Source organism: Pseudomonas sp. HN11 (genome assembly GCF_021390155.1).
Classification (GTDB): domain Bacteria; phylum Pseudomonadota; class Gammaproteobacteria; order Pseudomonadales; family Pseudomonadaceae; genus Aquipseudomonas.
On the sequence record NZ_CP089985.1, the window covers coordinates 1,318,736 to 1,334,784 of the forward strand.

16 protein-coding genes are annotated in these 16,049 nt (G+C 60.7%); 11 read left to right on the forward strand and 5 right to left on the reverse strand.

Annotated features, from left to right (window positions below):
* Window positions 1-7: 7 nt before the first annotated feature.
* Complete coding sequence (locus tag LVW35_RS05975; RefSeq protein WP_233894217.1) at window positions 8-268, forward strand: hypothetical protein; 261 nt, start codon at window positions 8-10, stop codon at window positions 266-268.
* A gap of 44 nt (window positions 269-312) precedes the next feature.
* Here LVW35_RS05975 and LVW35_RS05980 read toward each other — a convergent pair whose 3' ends face one another.
* From LVW35_RS05980 to LVW35_RS05990, 3 genes are all read right to left on the reverse strand, one after another.
* On the reverse strand, window positions 313-1,098 hold the full coding sequence (locus tag LVW35_RS05980; RefSeq protein ID WP_233894218.1) for an OmpA family protein: 786 nt from the start codon (window positions 1,096-1,098) through the stop codon (window positions 313-315).
* A gap of 55 nt (window positions 1,099-1,153) precedes the next feature.
* Window positions 1,154-1,579, reverse strand: a complete 426-nt coding sequence (locus LVW35_RS05985; protein ID WP_233894220.1) for a DUF4398 domain-containing protein — start codon at window positions 1,577-1,579, stop codon at window positions 1,154-1,156.
* A 272-nt stretch (window positions 1,580-1,851) separates the two neighbouring features.
* Entirely contained in the window at window positions 1,852-2,196 is a 345-nt protein-coding gene (locus LVW35_RS05990; protein ID WP_233894222.1) for a pilin assembly protein, read from the reverse strand.
* A gap of 185 nt (window positions 2,197-2,381) precedes the next feature.
* On the opposite strand from LVW35_RS05990, the gene ppc reads away from it, so the two are divergent.
* From ppc to LVW35_RS06025, 7 genes are all read left to right on the forward strand, one after another.
* Window positions 2,382-5,009 carry a phosphoenolpyruvate carboxylase gene (gene ppc / locus LVW35_RS05995; protein WP_233894223.1) on the forward strand — a complete coding sequence of 876 codons (2,628 nt, stop codon included), beginning with the start codon at window positions 2,382-2,384 and terminating at the stop codon, window positions 5,007-5,009.
* Between the two features lie 282 nt (window positions 5,010-5,291).
* Window positions 5,292-5,939: an adenylate kinase gene (adk, locus tag LVW35_RS06000; protein WP_010212617.1), complete on the forward strand. Its 648-nt coding sequence runs from the start codon at window positions 5,292-5,294 to the stop codon at window positions 5,937-5,939.
* An 89-nt stretch (window positions 5,940-6,028) separates the two neighbouring features.
* Window positions 6,029-6,715, forward strand: coding sequence for a tRNA (adenosine(37)-N6)-threonylcarbamoyltransferase complex dimerization subunit type 1 TsaB (gene tsaB / locus LVW35_RS06005; protein WP_233894224.1), 687 nt, complete (start codon window positions 6,029-6,031; stop codon window positions 6,713-6,715).
* Window positions 6,716-6,875: 160 nt separating this feature from the next.
* A complete protein-coding gene (locus LVW35_RS06010) occupies window positions 6,876-7,166 on the forward strand; it encodes a hypothetical protein (protein WP_233894225.1) in 291 nt (96 codons plus the stop codon).
* Window positions 7,166-8,026 carry a DUF72 domain-containing protein gene (locus LVW35_RS06015; protein WP_233894226.1) on the forward strand — a complete coding sequence of 287 codons (861 nt, stop codon included), beginning with the start codon at window positions 7,166-7,168 and terminating at the stop codon, window positions 8,024-8,026. Before LVW35_RS06010 ends, LVW35_RS06015 begins: the two co-directional genes overlap by 1 nt.
* 26 nt (window positions 8,027-8,052) lie before the next feature.
* Window positions 8,053-8,880, forward strand: a complete 828-nt coding sequence (locus LVW35_RS06020; protein ID WP_233894227.1) for an isocitrate lyase/PEP mutase family protein — start codon at window positions 8,053-8,055, stop codon at window positions 8,878-8,880.
* Between the two features lie 3 nt (window positions 8,881-8,883).
* Window positions 8,884-9,582, forward strand: a complete 699-nt coding sequence (locus LVW35_RS06025) for an extensin-like domain-containing protein (RefSeq protein WP_233894228.1) — start codon at window positions 8,884-8,886, stop codon at window positions 9,580-9,582.
* Window positions 9,583-9,585: 3 nt separating this feature from the next.
* On the opposite strand, the gene LVW35_RS06030 is transcribed toward LVW35_RS06025, so the two are convergent.
* Complete coding sequence (locus tag LVW35_RS06030; protein ID WP_233894229.1) at window positions 9,586-10,206, reverse strand: energy transducer TonB; 621 nt, start codon at window positions 10,204-10,206, stop codon at window positions 9,586-9,588.
* A 96-nt stretch (window positions 10,207-10,302) separates the two neighbouring features.
* On the opposite strand from LVW35_RS06030, the gene LVW35_RS06035 reads away from it, so the two are divergent.
* On the forward strand, window positions 10,303-11,085 hold the full coding sequence (locus LVW35_RS06035) for a class I SAM-dependent methyltransferase (RefSeq protein ID WP_233894230.1): 783 nt from the start codon (window positions 10,303-10,305) through the stop codon (window positions 11,083-11,085).
* A gap of 44 nt (window positions 11,086-11,129) precedes the next feature.
* Here LVW35_RS06035 and LVW35_RS06040 read toward each other — a convergent pair whose 3' ends face one another.
* Complete coding sequence (locus LVW35_RS06040; RefSeq protein ID WP_233894231.1) at window positions 11,130-11,783, reverse strand: TetR/AcrR family transcriptional regulator; 654 nt, start codon at window positions 11,781-11,783, stop codon at window positions 11,130-11,132.
* Window positions 11,784-11,876: 93 nt separating this feature from the next.
* On the opposite strand from LVW35_RS06040, the gene LVW35_RS06045 reads away from it, so the two are divergent.
* Window positions 11,877-12,977: an efflux RND transporter periplasmic adaptor subunit gene (locus LVW35_RS06045; protein ID WP_233894233.1), complete on the forward strand. Its 1,101-nt coding sequence runs from the start codon at window positions 11,877-11,879 to the stop codon at window positions 12,975-12,977.
* Between the two features lie 6 nt (window positions 12,978-12,983).
* Window positions 12,984-16,049 (forward strand): efflux RND transporter permease subunit, encoded by a 3,066-nt coding sequence (locus LVW35_RS06050; RefSeq protein WP_233894235.1) that lies wholly within the window; start codon window positions 12,984-12,986, stop codon window positions 16,047-16,049.

Here is a 16,049-nt window from a genome sequence, read left to right on the forward strand (position 1 = left end):
TATGAATATGTCTACAATAACGGGTGGAATTGCCCCAAGCTCCAGCTGGGGGGAAATGACCCAGAGCGCACAAAAGCTGGGCCAGGGTGGAGAGGAGGGTCAGCAAGGCGGCCAGGTAAAAGAGGAAGAGGCGAAGAAGATCATGGATATGGCTATGCAAGGCGCCGAGTCTAATCGTGCTATAGACCTCAGTAATATCGGTCTCAACGGCTCGGGGAAGGTGCCGGGCATCGACGACGACATCGGCCGTCAGATCTTCTTCTCCTGATCGAAAAAACCCACCGAAAGGTGGGTTTTTTTATGCAGCATCAATCAGTTAGCCATGGAAGACCGTGGCTTGACCGGCTGATTGTCGTTGGAGATAGTCACTTCAACGCGGCGGTTCATCGCACGGCCCGAGACGCTGCCGTTGTCGGCAACCGGGTATTCCTTGCCGTAACCCTGGGTCACGATGCGCGAGATATCCACACCTTGTTGAGCCAGTGCGCGTTGTACGGAAGCCGCACGGCGCTCGGACAGGCTCTGGTTGTACGAATCGGAACCGGTGCTGTCGGTGTAGCCTTCAACGATTACTTTACGGTCCGGGTTGTCGCGCAGGAACTGAGCCAGTTTGGTGATGTTCACCAGGCCGCTGGATTTCAGGTCGGACTTGTTAGTAGCGAACAGCACGTCACCAAACGTTACCAGGGTGCCGCGATCAGTCTGCTTGGCGTTCAGGCTGTCCTGCAGTTGCTTGATCTGTGCATCACGGGCGTCCAGCAGGGCGCGGGCACGTTCGTCGCCGGCGTTTTTCAGCTTGGCTTCGGATTCGCGCAGCACGATAGTGTCTTTGGCCACTTCAACGCGCTGGTTGGTCAGGTAGGCCAGCTGGTCGACTTTCTTCTCGTCTTCTTTGTCGCGATAGGCCTTGTCAGCCTTGTCCAGCCATTCGCTGGCGTCCTTGGTTTCCAGTGCCGCCAGCTTGGTGGCTTGCGGGTTGGTTTGCAGGGCCGAGAAGTTGGTCCGTGCGTTTTCCAGGTTCGCGTTCGGCGGGGTGGAGCAGGCCGCCAGGGCAACGCTCATCGCCAGCAGGGCAGGGATCATCAATTGTTTACGCATAGTCGTGTCGTCCTTTCAATTCGATATCAGGTGCGTTGCAGTCACAGGAAGCGTCTTACTTCTGCTGGATAGCAGCCGGACGCATGCCTTCCTTACGCAGCTCTTCAACGGCTTTCTGGGAGTCCTTCACAGCCTGTTGAGCCTTGGCGGCCTGAGCCTTGCGCTCTGCGACGCGAGCGTCCCACTCGGCTTGTTCAGCCAACTGGCGAGCTTTGTCGTAGTTCTTGTCGTGCATGGCAATTTCGGCTTCTTTGAGCTTGTCTTGCGCCGCCTTCATTTCCACCGCTGCGTACTCAGTACCGCCGGCGCTGACCGCGCTGTTGACTGCGGACTGGGTGACCGCGTACTGCTCGGTCGGAGGATTGCCGGCGCAGCCCGCCAGAACGAAGCTGGTGCCGATTGCCAGCGCGGCCAATTTGAGCCCGCGCAGGTGGTTAAACGAGGATTTGGCAGTGCTGGTCTTCATCGTCTTCAACTCCATTGGATAACTCCTGAAAAACATCAAAATCCATGTCACTGGTCTGCGGCGGCGGGCTTGGCACTGATGCACAAATTGCCCTTTAAAACGACCGTTCCAAGTGATGGCTTACTGGCTGTGACCGGAGGCTTTTTTCAAAAGTTCAGAGAAGATGGCGATTTGCCTAAAAAAATATCTGACTGGTTGGTCAGTTTAAAAAGTTGGAACTTCTGCGTTGCGCAGCGGTACGCCGGGCCCATAAAAGGGCCCGGAATACGGGACTTGGGTGGAAGATGTCAGTGTTTCTGTTCGTCGCCGCTGGTTGATAAATCATGCAGATAGCGGCGCGACAGCGTCAGGAAGCGTGGGGTGGGTCCCACATCTTCGTACAGCGGATCGCCTTCTTCATCGGTCGCAATCACCTGTTGTCCCTTGATGTAGGGGAAGCTGGCTTCCAGCTCTTCCAGGGCTGCGCCGATCAACTCACCGAGCAATTCTTCGGGGTGGCGTTTCGGATACATTTCGGTAATGGCCGCCAGCCGCGCGGCGGACTCCATATCCAAGTGGATGGCGTACTCGGTCTTGGTCAAGCGACCCTTGGCGTTCTCTTCCCAATGCTGGGCCAGTTCTCGAATTTTCATGGCAGCCTCAATGAAGCCCGCGATGGCAGGCGATGATGAGTGTCCAGTCGCGCGCATGGATAAACACAGGCGACTCACTGTTGAGACTAGCTGCAACTCACAAGGTTTAAAGTCTTGTCATAAATGGGCGCTGGCGGCACTCTGGCAAACCTGCGCGTCCCGGATTTCTGGCTGGAGATTGGCTGATGAGTGATATCGATGCACGCTTGCGTGAGGATGTTCACCTGCTGGGTGAGCTGTTGGGCAACACCATTCGAGAGCAGTACGGCGATGATTTCCTCGATAAGATCGAGCAGATCCGCAAAGGCGCCAAGGCTGACCGACGGGGTGCTGGGGATGAGCTGAGCACTAGTCTGAATCAGTTGCAGGAAAACGAACTGCTGCCTGTGGCCCGAGCCTTCAATCAGTTCCTCAACCTGGCCAATATTGCCGAGCAGTACCAACTGATCCACCGGCGCGATGAGTCGCAGCCGGCACCGTTCGAGTCCCGCGTATTGCCCGAGTTGCTGGCGCGCCTTCAAAGCGAAGGCCACAGCAACGAATCCCTGGCCCGCCAGTTGGGGCGCCTGGAGATCGAACTGGTCCTCACCGCCCACCCCACTGAGGTGGCGCGCCGCACCTTGATTCAGAAATACGATGCCATCGCTGCCCAATTGGCGGCGCAGGATCACCGCGACCTCACTACCGCAGAACGCGAGCAGATCCGCCAGCGGCTGCAACGCCTGATCGCCGAAGCCTGGCACACTGAGGAAATACGCCGCACCCGGCCCACGCCGGTGGACGAAGCCAAGTGGGGCTTTGCGGTGATCGAGCACTCGCTGTGGCACGCAATCCCTAATTATCTGCGCAAGGCTGACCAGGCGCTGCACGCCGCCACCGGCTTGCGCTTGCCCCTGGAAGCGGCGCCGATCCGCTTTGCGTCGTGGATGGGCGGCGACCGTGACGGCAACCCGAATGTCACCGCGCCGGTCACCCGTGAAGTGCTGTTGTTGGCGCGTTGGATGGCCGCCGACCTCTACCTTCGCGATATCGACCAACTGGCCTCCGAGCTGTCGATGCAGCAAGCCAGCCCGGCGTTGCAGGCCAAGGTCGGTGATAGCGTCGAGCCTTATCGCGCCTTGCTCAAGCAGCTACGCGAACGCCTGCGGGCCACTCGCCAATGGGCACACACCGCGTTGAGCAGCAACACACCGGCGTCGGCCGAGGTGTTGCAGAACAACCGCGATCTGCTGGAGCCGCTGGAGCTGTGTTACCAGTCGTTGCACGAATGCGGCATGGGCGTGATCGCCGATGGCCCGTTGCTCGACTGCCTGCGTCGGGCGGTGACCTTCGGTTTGTTCCTGGTACGGCTGGATGTTCGCCAGGACTCCAGTCGCCATTCGGCGGCCATGACTGAAATCACCGACTACCTGGGCCTGGGGCGTTACGAGGATTGGGACGAAGAGGCGCGCATCAGCTTCCTGATGAACGAGCTGGCCAGTCGTCGACCGCTGCTGCCGGGCTATTTCAAACCGTCGGCGGACACGGCCGAGGTGCTCAACACCTGTAAGGAAGTCGCCGCTGCACCCGCCGCATCCCTGGGTTCGTATGTCATCTCCATGGCCGGTGCTGCGTCGGACGTGCTGGCGGTGCAGCTGTTGCTTAAAGAGTCGGGCGTACAGCGGCCGATGCGTGTAGTGCCGCTGTTCGAAACCCTCGCCGACCTGGACAACGCCGGCCCTGTGATCGAGCAGCTGTTGCTGTTGCCGGGCTATCGCGCGCGTTTGCAGGGTCCGCAGGAAGTGATGATCGGCTACTCGGATTCGGCCAAGGATGCCGGCACCACCGCCGCTGCCTGGGCGCAGTACCGGGCGCAGGAACGCTTGGTGGATATCTGCCGCGAGCAACAGGTGGAACTGTTGTTGTTCCACGGTCGCGGTGGCACCGTCGGCCGTGGCGGCGGCCCGGCTCACGCGGCGATCCTGTCGCAGCCACCGGGCTCGGTGGCGGGGCGGTTCCGCACCACCGAACAGGGCGAGATGATCCGCTTCAAGTTCGGCCTGCCGGATATCGCCGAGCAGAACCTCAATCTCTATCTGGCTGCGGTATTGGAAGCGACCCTGTTGCCACCGCCGCCGCCCGAGCCGGCCTGGCGCCATTTGATGGATGAATTGGCGGCAGATGGTGTCAGCGCTTACCGCGCAGTGGTGCGGGAAAATCCGCAGTTCGTCGAGTATTTCCGCCAGTCCACCCCGGAACAGGAGCTGGGTCGCTTGCCCCTGGGCAGTCGACCGGCCAAGCGTCGCGCGGGAGGAATAGAAAGTCTGCGTGCTATTCCGTGGATTTTCGGCTGGACCCAGACTCGCCTGATGTTGCCGGCCTGGCTCGGCTGGGAAGCGGCGCTGAGCAAGGCCCTGGAGCGCGGCGAAGGCGAATTGCTGGGGCAGATGCGCGAGCAGTGGCCGTTCTTCCGTACCCGCATCGATATGCTGGAGATGGTGCTGGCCAAGGCCGATGCCGATATCGCCCGCCTATATGACGAGCGCCTGGTGCAGCCTGACCTGCTGCCATTGGGTAAGCACTTGCGCGACCTATTGTCGCAGGCGTGCAGCGTGGTGCTTGGCCTGACCGGGCAGTCGCAACTGCTGGCTCACAGCCCAGACACTCTGGAGTTCATCCGCCTGCGTAACACCTACCTCGACCCCTTGCACCTGCTGCAAGCCGAGTTGCTGGCGCGCTCACGCCAGCAGGAAGCGGCACAGGACAGCCCTCTGGAACAGGCGCTGCTGGTCTCCGTGGCCGGTATTGCCGCCGGTCTGCGCAACACCGGCTAAGATTTTTTGCGTGTTCTCAATGGCTTGCGGATAAACCGCACCGGCCGCCCTGAAAAGGGCGGTCGGCGTTTACGGGGCTGGGTTGCACTCAGGCACATCCCTACCTATGACGTAAGCGCTGCGCGGGTTCCTGCGACTTTTGGCGGCTTGTGTGGTTAAGGCCTGCTGTGTATCTTGATCAGCCTTTGGCCGTTTGGGCGGCCCGAATTCTATTTTTACGCGATTGGCCCCCCGCGGCGAATCCGAGCGTCATCTCTATATAAAAAATTGAGGAGCACATCGATGCGCGTCATTCTGCTGGGAGCTCCCGGGGCCGGTAAAGGTACTCAGGCAAAGTTCATCACTGAAAAATTCGGCATTCCACAAATCTCCACCGGCGACATGTTGCGTGCGGCCGTCAAGGCCGGCACCGAGCTGGGCCTGATCGCCAAGAGCGTGATGGACAGCGGTGGCCTGGTTTCCGATGACTTGATCATCAACCTGGTCAAGGAACGCATCAGCCAGGAAGACTGCAAGAACGGTTTCCTGTTCGACGGCTTCCCACGCACCATTCCCCAGGCTGAAGCCCTGGTGAAGGCCGGCGTTGAGCTCGACGCCGTGGTGGAAATTGCGGTGGAGGATGAAGAAATCGTCCAGCGCATTGCCGGTCGTCGCGTTCACGAAGCCTCCGGCCGCGTGTACCACACCGTCTACAACCCACCCAAAGTGGAAGGCAAGGACGATGTGACGGGCGAAGACCTGGTGCAGCGTAAAGACGACACCGAAGAAACCGTGCGTCATCGCCTGTCGGTCTATCATTCCCAGACCAAGCCGCTGGTGGATTTCTACCAGAAGCTGTCCGCTGCCCAGGGCAAGCCGAAATACAGCCACATTCCTGGCGTCGGCTCGGTTGAAGCGATCACCGCCAAAGTGCTGCAAGCACTGAGCTGATCCCTCGACGGGCTTCACGGATAACGGCCCGCTTGCGGGCCGTTGTTGTTTATACTGGCGCACTTTTTTTCGACTGGACACCCACACCGATGAGCACCCTGCTGGCCCTGGACACCGCGACTGAAGCTTGCTCCGTTGCCCTGCTGCACGATGGCAAGGTAACGAGCCACTACGAGGTGATCCCGCGCCTGCATGCGCAGAAGCTGTTGCCGATGATCAAGCAACTGCTGGAAGACGCCGGCACTACGCTGGCAGCGGTGGATGCCATCGCGTTTGGCCGTGGGCCGGGTGCGTTCACCGGTGTACGCATTGCCATTGGTGTGGTGCAGGGATTGGCATTTGCGTTGGAGCGCCCGGTATTGCCGGTGTCCAACCTGGCTGTGCTGGCCCAGCGCGCCTTGCGTGAGCACGGTGCCCGTCAGGTTGCGGCAGCCATCGATGCGCGCATGGATGAAGTGTATTGGGGTTGCTACCGCGAAACGGCAGGCGAGATGCGCCTGGTGGGCGTGGAAGCTGTGCAACCGCCGGAGTCATCGGTGTTGCCGGACGATGTCAGCGGTGATTGGTTCGGTGCTGGCACCGGTTGGGGGTATGGCAAGCGCATCGCTGTGCCGTTGATTGGCCAGGATGCTGCGATGTTGCCGCATGCTGAAGACCTGTTGGCCCTCGCGCGCTTCGCATTCGAACGGGGAGAGGCGATTGCTGCAGACCAAGCAGCACCTGTCTACCTACGCGATAAAGTCGCGCAGACCAAGGCCGAACGCGGGATTATTTGACGTCAAAAGTGATGGCAATTTGGGGCTAAATTCACCAATCGTCAGAATTTGGCCCCGGTTTTAAACCTTTTTCAAATTATGTGTTCTAGTTATCACCAGAGCATTTGCGCACCACGGATGATGCTGCCAAAATGCCATTACTGATAGCGAGTTCGCGCCTATGCGTATCGATGGCTTTTCCTCACAGTCCTACCCAATCAAGCGCAAGCCGCGTAAGGCAAACGTCACGGTAGACGGGTCCGTCGAGGATTCGCCGGACTTCATCGAGGTCCAGTCCGACGCGCAGGCCAACGCTCAAGCACGTATCAGTGGTCTTCCCGCCCGTCAGCAAGACATGGTCTTCCCACGCTCCATGAGCAAAAGCGTTGCCACCGCCTTGGCCAGCTACCTGACCACCGCCGGTTTTGTCGAATGGGATATGGAAGTGTTGGGTCTCGACATCCACATCTGATGCGTCTGCCTTACTACCTCGGTTGCCCGTCCTGGAGCGAAAACGCCTGGCGCGAGTACCTGTACCCCGCCGATGCCCGTTCCAGCGATTACCTCGCGCTCTACTCCCAGGTCTTCAACGCCGTTGAAGGCAACACCACGTTCTATGCCCGACCTTCGGCCGCCACGGTGCAACGCTGGGCTGAAATCATGCCTGACGATTTCCGTTTCACGGCCAAGTTTCCCGGTGATATCAGCCACAGCGGCAACCTGATTGAGCAGCTACCGGCAGCAGAAAGCTTCGTGGGACTGATGAGTCCCTTGGGGGCACGCGTATCGCCGCTGTGGTTGCAGTTGCCCGCGACGTTCACGCCGCAGCGGCTGGGGGAGTTGGCAGGCTTCATTGATGGTTTGGAGCGGCCCATGGCGGTGGAAGTGCGTCATTCGGAGTTCTTCGCCAAAGGCGACGCCGAGCGCATGCTTAACCGCTTGTTACGCGACCGGGGTGTGGAGCGTATCTGCCTGGACCCGCGTGCGTTGTTCAGTTGCACGTCGACATCGGCCGCCGTACTGCACGCCCAATCGAAAAAGCCCAAGGTGCCACCGCGGCCAGCGGCGTTGACGCAGTTTCCCCAAGTGCGTTTTATCGGTCATCCCGAACTGCAAGCCAACGACCCGTTCCTGGCGCCGTGGGTGGAAAAAGTCGCCGGTTGGATCGAAGAAGGCCGCACCCCCTACGTGTTCCTGCACACCTCGGATAATCGCCTGGCCGCGCAGCTGGCGCTGCGTTTTCACGATCAGTTGATGGCGCGTCTACCGGGCCTGCCCCCATTGCCTGTGTTGGATCGTGCCCCCGCCGTGGAGCAACTGGGGTTACTCTAGGACTCTTTTTCCGCCAGGAGCCTGACATGGATGCCCAAACCCTTCGCGCCAAAACCTTCAAGGCCTTGCACGAGCGGGACCGCGCATTCGTGATGCCCAACCCGTGGGATGCCGGCTCCGCTGTGATGTTGGCCAGCCTGGGGTTTGAAGCCCTCGCCACCACCAGTGCGGGCTATGCGTTCAGCCTGGCGCGCCCGGATGCGGAAGGGGCGTTGTCCCTGGAAGACACCTTGATCAACGCCGGCATGATTGCCAAGGCCACGGCGTTGCCGGTAGCAGCTGACCTGGAAAACGGTTTCAGCGACACCCCTGAAGGCTGCGCCCAGACCATCTTGCGTGCCGCCGCCACGGGTATCGTCGGCGGCTCCATCGAAGACGCCACGGGCATTGGCGCTGACCCGATCTATCCCTTCGACCTGTCCGTCGAACGCGTCGAAGCCGCGGTGGCTGCCGCGCGCAGCCTGCCATTCCCGTTCACCCTGACGGCCCGCGCGGAAAATCTCCTGCATGGTCGCCTGGATTTGCCCGACACCATCCGCCGCCTGCAAGCCTACGCCGAAGCCGGTGCCGACGTGTTGTATGCGCCAGCACTGCGCAGTGCCGAGGAAGTGCTGGCGGTGGTCAAGGCGGTGGCGCCCAAGCCGGTGAACGTGTTGATGTCTGGTGGCTTGAACCTTAGTGTCGTGCAGCTCAGTGCGATGGGCGTGCGGCGGATCAGCGTCGGTTCGGCCCTGGCGTTGGCCGCCTATGGCGAGTTCTATCGCGCGGCACAGGAAGTGTATGAACTGGGCACCTTCACCTTTACCGAGCGCAAGATGCCATTCAGCCAGGCCAACCAGTTCTTCAAGGATTAAGGGGTGCGTTTTTTCAAAGTAACAAGCGTGCTGCTGATCCTGGCCGGCGCCTGTGCCTTTGGCGTCTGGCGTGGTTGGGTGCCGCTGCCGGCCGATTGGAACCCGTGGGCCCCGTTGGATGTGCGCGCCAGTCCGAACCTGTTGACGCGCTACAAGCTGGGCCGCCTGCAGGATGATCCAGCGCTGTGCGACCAGGTGCTGGAAACCTCAGGCCTGCGTGTCAGCCACCAAGCCGATACGCCCGCCGATGCCCCGTGTCCGCTACGCAATACTTTGCGCGTTCAGGGGGCGGCGGTTGGGCTGAGCAGCAGTTTTCTCGCCAGTTGCCCACTGGCGGTGGCGTTTGCCCTCTTTGAACGTCACAGCCTGCAACCGGCGGCCCGGGCGGTATTCGGCCAGGCGGTGACACGGGTCGATCACCTGGGTAGCTTTGCCTGTCGCAATGTCTATAACCGTGCCGAGGGGCGACTCAGCCAGCATGCGTCGGCCAATGCGCTGGACGTCGCCGGTTTCCGCCTGGCGGACGGGCGCAGTATCAGCGTGCTCAAGGATTGGCCGGGAGAGGGCGATAAGGCGCGGTTCCTGCGTCAGGTCCGCGACAGTGCCTGCGATGATTTCAACGTGGTGCTGAGCCCGGACTACAACGCCGCGCACCGCAACCATTTCCATCTGGATATGGGGCGTTGGTGGGTGTGTCGCTGAGTATCAGGCGGCCAGGCGCAGGTTCTGGGTGACCAGCGGGCGCGCCCAGTAGTAGTCGAAATCGAGTGCTTTTTGCTGCGCGACCAGCTCTTCGGTCGGGTACGGCGTGGCGGCTGGCGGCAGCAGGTCCAGTTCGAATTCGGCGATGGGCAGGTGCAGAGGACGTGGCTCCGGCGCCGGGCCAGGCTCTGGCAACGGTTGGCCGGCGGTGAGCACAATCGGGCGGACCCAACCGCTTTCGAAGTTCTGCTGGCGTTGCTGGGCGACGATTTCTTCTTCCGGGAACGGCGTGGCGGCCGGTGGCAGCAGCTCGGTTTCGAACTCGGCGATTGGCAGGAACAGCGGTTCCGGCGGGGCGATTTCGGTGTCTTTCACGTCGCACTCACGCTGGGTGAGGATCTGCGACAGCAGGTCGGCGCCGGCGCTGGGCTCCACCGCTGGGTCCGCCGGTGCCTGCGCCTGCACGGCGAGCGCGTCCGGCGTATCGCCGAGCTGCTCGGCCAATGCACGGGCGAAGAAGTCCTGCCACACATGACTCACCCCGGCCAGCGCTTGGGTGTTGCGCAGGCCGTAGTGGTTGTGGGTCGGCAGTACACCGATGGTTAGGGGAAGAATGTCTGACATTTTTCTCGGTCGACGCTCAGCTCTGGCAAAATACCTGACTGTTGTTTTTATCGGCCGGTATTTGCCGATCCTTAATATTTTTGAGCGTAGCGATTGATGAGCGAACAACCAGCGGCCTGCCGCATCCAGGTCGAGGCCTTGGGCGACGGTTTCAAGGACCGTGCCGAGCAGTGGGCGTCTCTGTTGGGGCTGCCGTTGCAGGTGGCGGATGCGGACTTTTCCCTGCAAGTCGGGGAACATGGCCTACAGCTGCAACAGCTCGGGCCTGATGCGCCTGGGCCGGTGCGAGTGGACTTTGTCGAAGGTGGCGCGGCGCATCGGCGTTTGTATGGCGGTGGTAGCGGGCAGATGATCGCCAAGGCCGTGGGTATTGCCCAAGGCGTGCGCCCACGGGTGTTGGACGCTACGGCCGGGTTGGGCAAGGATGCCTTCGTACTGGCCAGCCTGGGCTGCGAGATGAGCCTGATCGAGCGCCAGCCGCTGATCGGCGCCTTGCTTGAAGATGGGTTGGCGCGTGGCGCGGATGATTTCGAGGTGGCACCGATCGTGGCGCGCATGCAGTTGCTCAAAGGCAACTCCATCGACGTGATGCGCAACTGGGAGGGCGAGCCGCCCCAGGTGATCTATCTTGACCCGATGTTCCCTCACCGTGAGAAAACCGCCTTGGTGAAGAAGGAAATGCGCCTGTTCCGGCCGCTGGTGGGGGATGATCCAGACGCGCCGGCGCTGCTGGCCGCCGCCCTGGCCCTGGCCAGTCACCGCGTGGTGGTCAAGCGCCCGCGCAAGGCGCCGTGCATTGAAGGGCCCAAGCCGAGCCATGCGCTGGATGGCAAATCCAGTCGCTATGACATCTATCCGAAAAAAGCGCTCAAGTTTTAAGCTGCAAGCTGCAAGCAAAAGCGCTTTCAACTTGCAGCTTGCCGCTAACCACTTGCCGCTGCCTCCCTCCTATACGCCCGCATAAACAACCCCACCACCTCCTGCACATGTTCTTCGGCGGCTTCTTCACTCAGTTGCCCGCCGCAGCCGTACAGCAAGCAGAAATTCGCCGTGCCCTTGAGCAGGCAAAAGAAGTGTTCGGCGGCCGTAAAGGGTTTGTCGATGCTCAGCGCGCCGCTCTGGTCGATCTTGCCGAGCAGGCGCTCCATGCCTTGCAGCATGCGCATGGGCCCTGCCTCGAAGAAGATCTGCGAGAGTTTCACGTCCTGATTGCCGGTCGTCATCATCAGGCGATGCAGGTTGACCGACTCTTCGCTGTTGATCAGGCGATGAAACCCCCGCGCGATGTTCAGCAACACCGTCTGCACAGGCATACCTGCGGGCAGCTCGAAGTACATCACCGGCAACTGTTCTTCGCACTTGGCCACCACGGCGGCGGTGAATAACGTCTCTTTGTCGTTGAAGTGGCTGTAGACGGTCAGCTTCGACACGCCGGCTTCCAGTGCCACCGCGTCCATGCTGGTACTGGCGTAGCCGTTGCTCAAAAACAGAATTTTTGCTGCTTCGAGGATCGCCTGGCGTTTTGCCATGTCCTTTGGACGCCCGGGGCTATTGGTGATTACAGGATTGTCGGACATTTTCACCTTTAATACTGGACTGGTGAGTTTGGTATTAATAACATACCCACCAGTATAATTATTCCTAGCTCTATTTGCGAAAGGTCCTACAGCATGCGCAGCACTTTCCTGCCCTTTGCGTTGCCTCTCAGCCTGGTCTTCCTATTAGCCGCCTGCGGCCATGAAGAAGCGGCGCAGACGACCATTCGTCCGGCCATGGTGGTGCAGCCACAGCTGTCGTCGCAGTCGGCAGACAGCTACCCCGGTGAAGTGCGCGCCCGCTATGAACCTGACCTGGCCTTTCGCATCGCAGGCAAAGTCAGCAAGCGCCTCGTGGAGGAGGGCGAGCGGGTCAAGGCCAACCAGCCACTCGCCGAACTTGACCCCCAGGACGTGCGCCTGCAATTGGAAGCCACCCGCGCCCAAGTTGCCGCCGCCGAGGCCAACTTGAGCCTGGTGCGTGCCGAGCGGGATCGCTACAAGACCCTGATGGACCGTCAGATGGTCAGCCGCTCCCAGTACGATAATTCCGAAAACCTCTACCGGTCCGGCGAAGCACGTCTTAAACAAATCAAGGCCGAGTTCGACGTGGCCAGCAACCAGGCCGGTTATGCCGTGTTGCGTGCGCCCCACGACGGTGTGGTGGCCAAGCGTGCGGTGGAAGTCGGCCAGGTGGTATCTGCCGGCCAGACCGTATTCACCCTGGCCACAGATGGCGAGCGCGAAGTGCTCATCAGCCTGCCGGAGCAGGGCTTTGGCCGCTTCAAGATCGGTCAGCCGGTGTCGGTTGAGTTGTGGAGCCAGCCCGATCAGCGCTTCAGCGGGCGTATTCGTGAACTGTCACCGGCAGCCGATCCGAAATCTCGCACGTTCGCGGCTCGTGTGGCGTTCACCGGCGGCAAGGTCCCGGCCGAACTGGGCCAGAGCGCTCGTGTATTCATACAAGCCGATGGGCTTATTCCACTGTCGGTACCGTTGTCTGCCCTCAGTGCGGAGAATGGTGCGTCCTACGTCTGGCGTGTACAGCCGAACAACACCCTCAAACGCACACCCGTCAGGATTGGCGCTTTTGGTGAAAAAACCGTCCCGGTACTGGAAGGTTTGAACCCGACCGACTGGGTCATCGCTGCGGGTGTGCATGTGCTTCACGAGGGCCAGCAAGTGCGCCCGGTGGATCGCTCCAACCGTGTGGTGAATCTGGCGGCCAAGGAGTAGTCCCCGATGGGTTTCAATCTTTCCGAATGGGCGTTGCGTAATCGCCAGATCGTCCTGTTCCTGATGATCCTGCTGGCAGTGGTTGGCACCTTGTCCTACTCCAAACTGGGACAAAGCGAAGACCCGCCGTTCACCTTCAAGGCCATGGTGATCAAGACCAACTGGCCCGGCGCCACGGCCCAGGAAGTATCGCGGCAAGTCACCGAACGCATTGAGAAAAAACTCATGGAGACCGGTGAGTACGAACGCATCGTCTCGTTCTCGCGCCCCGGCGAATCCCAGGTCACCTTCATGGCCCGAGATTCCATGCATTCGGCGCAAATTCCTGAGCTGTGGTATCAGGTGCGCAAGAAGATCAGCGATATCCGCCAGACCTTGCCGCCGGATATCCAGGGGCCGTTTTTCAACGATGAATTCGGCACCACCTTCGGCAACATCTACGCCCTGACCGGCGACGGTTTTGATTACGCCGTGCTCAAGGACTACGCCGATCGTATCCAGATTCAGCTGCAGCGCGTGACGGACGTGGGCAAGGTCGAGTTGCTTGGCCAACAGGATGAGAAAGTCTGGATAGAACTGTCCAACCTCAAGCTGGCCACTCTTGGCCTGCCTTTGGCAGCGGTGCAGCAGGCGTTGCAGGAACAGAACGCGGTCTCCACCGCCGGCTTCTTTGAAACGCCGAGCGAGCGCGTGCAATTGCGGGTGTCGGGTAACTTCAAGACCGTGGAAGAGATCCGCAACTTCCCGATACGCGTGGGAGACCGTACCTTCCGCATCGGCGACGTAGCCGACATCCACCGTGGCTTCAACGACCCGCCGGCACCACGCATGCGCTACATGGGTGAGGATGCGATCGGCCTGGCCGTGGCCATGCGGGATGGCGGCGATATCTTGGTATTGGGCAAAGCCCTGGAAGGTGAGTTCGCACGCCTGCAGAAGAACCTTCCGGCCGGCATGGAGCTGCGCAAGGTGTCGGACCAACCGGCGGCGGTGAAAACCAGCGTCGGCGAATTCGTACAGGTACTGGCCGAAGCACTGGCCATCGTGTTGCTGGTGAGTTTCTTCTCCCTCGGTGTGCGTACCGGCATGGTGGTGGCCTTGGCAATTCCGCTGGTGCTGGCGATGACGTTTGCCTCCATGTATTACCTCGGCATTGGTCTGCATAAGATTTCTCTTGGCGCCTTGGTTCTGGCCCTGGGCCTGCTGGTGGACGACGCGATCATCGCCGTGGAAATGATGGCGATCAAAATGGAGCAGGGCTACGATCGGCTCAAGGCCGCCAGTTTTGCCTGGACCAGCACCGCGTTCCCGATGCTCACCGGTACGCTGATCACCGCAGCAGGCTTCTTGCCGATTGCCACGGCGCAATCGAGTACCGGTGAATACACCCGGTCGATCTTTCAAGTGGTGACCATTGCGTTACTCGCCTCCTGGGTGGCTGCGGTGGTGTTCGTGCCCTACCTGGGGGAAAAGCTCCTGCCGGACCTGGCGAAAATTCATGCTGCCAAGCACGGCACCGATGGGCCTGATCCCTACGGCACACCCTTCTACCTGCGCGTAAGACGCTTAGTGGAGTGGTGTGTGCGTCGGCGTAAAACGGTGATCGTCTTGACCTTGCTGCTGTTTATCGGCTCGGTGGCGCTGTTCCGTTTTGTGCCGCAACAGTTCTTTCCGGCTTCCGGCCGCCTGGAGCTGATGGTGGATCTGAAGCTGGCAGAAGGTGCGTCGTTGAGCAACACCGCCGACCAGGTCAAGCGTCTGGAGGCCTTGCTCAAGGAGCATGCGGGTATCGACAACTATGTGGCCTATGTCGGCACCGGTTCGCCGCGTTTCTATCTTCCTCTGGATCAGCAACTGCCGGCTGCCAGCTTCGCGCAGTTTGTTGTCCTGGCCAACACCATCAAGGAACGCGAAAGCCTGCGCACCTGGCTGATCGAAACCCTCAACGAACAATTCCCTGATTTGCGCTCGAGGGTGACCCGCCTGGAAAACGGCCCGCCTGTGGGCTATCCGGTGCAGTTCCGCGTGACGGGCGAACACATCGAAGAAGTCCGCGCCCTCGCACGGAAAGTGGCGGCCAAGGTTCGCGAAAATACCCACGTGGTCAACGTGCATCTGGATTGGGAGGAGCCGAGCAAGATCGTCTACCTCAATATCGATCAGGACCGCGCCCGCGCGCTCGGCGTGAGCACGGCCAATCTGTCGAAATTCCTGCAGCGCTCGTTGACCGGTTCCAGTGTCAGCCAATACCGCGAGGACAACGAGTTGATCGAGATCCTCCTGCGCGGAACGGTGCATGAGCGCACTGAGCTGTCGTTGCTGCCCAGCCTGGCAGTGCCTACGGACAATGGCAAAAGCGTAGCGTTATCGCAGATCGCCACCCTTGAGTACGGTTTCGAGGAGGGCATCATCTGGCACCGTAACCGTCTACCCACGGTGACCGTCCGCGCCGACATTTATGGCAAGGATCAGCCGGCGACGCTGGTCCAGCAGATTCTGCCGACCCTTGAAGGCGTGCGCGCCGAGCTGCCGGATGGCTACCTGCTGGACGTGGGCGGTACTGTCGAGGACTCAACCCGTGGCCAGAACTCGGTAAAAGCCGGCGTGCCGCTGTTTATCGTGGTGGTGTTAACGTTACTCATGCTGCAACTGCGCAGTTTCTCACGCACCGCCATGGTGTTTCTGACGGCGCCGCTGGGCTTGATTGGTGTGACGCTGTTCCTGCTGGTCTTCCGCCAGCCCTTCGGTTTCGTGGCCATGCTGGGGACCATTGCACTGTCGGGGATGATCATGCGTAACTCGGTGATCCTGGTGGACCAGATCGAGCAGGACATCAAGGCAGGTCTGGCGCCCTGGCAGGCGATTATCGAAGCCACGGTCCGACGCTTCCGCCCGATCGTGCTGACAGCCCTTGCCGCTGTGCTGGCGATGATCCCGTTGTCACGCAGTGTGTTTTTCGGCCCGATGGCCGTGGCGATCATGGGCGGGTTGATTGTGGCGACGGCGCTGACCCTATTGTTCTTGCCGGCCCTGTATGCTTCGTGGTTCCGAGTGAGGAAGGACGTCGCGTAA

Excerpts from the sequence above, each read along its gene's own strand:
- LVW35_RS05975 (WP_233894217.1), top strand. The coding sequence starts at position 8 with ATGTCTACAATAACGGGTGGAATTGCCCCAAGCTCCAGCTGGGGGGAA.
- LVW35_RS05980 (WP_233894218.1), bottom strand. The coding sequence starts at position 1,098 with ATGCGTAAACAATTGATGATCCCTGCCCTGCTGGCGATGAGCGTTGCC.
- LVW35_RS05985 (WP_233894220.1), bottom strand. The coding sequence starts at position 1,579 with ATGGAGTTGAAGACGATGAAGACCAGCACTGCCAAATCCTCGTTTAAC.
- LVW35_RS05990 (WP_233894222.1), bottom strand. The coding sequence starts at position 2,196 with ATGAAAATTCGAGAACTGGCCCAGCATTGGGAAGAGAACGCCAAGGGT.
- ppc (WP_233894223.1), top strand. The coding sequence starts at position 2,382 with ATGAGTGATATCGATGCACGCTTGCGTGAGGATGTTCACCTGCTGGGT.
- adk (WP_010212617.1), top strand. The coding sequence starts at position 5,292 with ATGCGCGTCATTCTGCTGGGAGCTCCCGGGGCCGGTAAAGGTACTCAG.
- tsaB (WP_233894224.1), top strand. The coding sequence starts at position 6,029 with ATGAGCACCCTGCTGGCCCTGGACACCGCGACTGAAGCTTGCTCCGTT.
- LVW35_RS06010 (WP_233894225.1), top strand. The coding sequence starts at position 6,876 with ATGCGTATCGATGGCTTTTCCTCACAGTCCTACCCAATCAAGCGCAAG.
- LVW35_RS06015 (WP_233894226.1), top strand. The coding sequence starts at position 7,166 with ATGCGTCTGCCTTACTACCTCGGTTGCCCGTCCTGGAGCGAAAACGCC.
- LVW35_RS06020 (WP_233894227.1), top strand. The coding sequence starts at position 8,053 with ATGGATGCCCAAACCCTTCGCGCCAAAACCTTCAAGGCCTTGCACGAG.
- LVW35_RS06030 (WP_233894229.1), bottom strand. The coding sequence starts at position 10,206 with ATGTCAGACATTCTTCCCCTAACCATCGGTGTACTGCCGACCCACAAC.
- LVW35_RS06035 (WP_233894230.1), top strand. The coding sequence starts at position 10,303 with ATGAGCGAACAACCAGCGGCCTGCCGCATCCAGGTCGAGGCCTTGGGC.
- LVW35_RS06040 (WP_233894231.1), bottom strand. The coding sequence starts at position 11,783 with ATGTCCGACAATCCTGTAATCACCAATAGCCCCGGGCGTCCAAAGGAC.
- LVW35_RS06045 (WP_233894233.1), top strand. The coding sequence starts at position 11,877 with ATGCGCAGCACTTTCCTGCCCTTTGCGTTGCCTCTCAGCCTGGTCTTC.
- LVW35_RS06050 (WP_233894235.1), top strand. The coding sequence starts at position 12,984 with ATGGGTTTCAATCTTTCCGAATGGGCGTTGCGTAATCGCCAGATCGTC.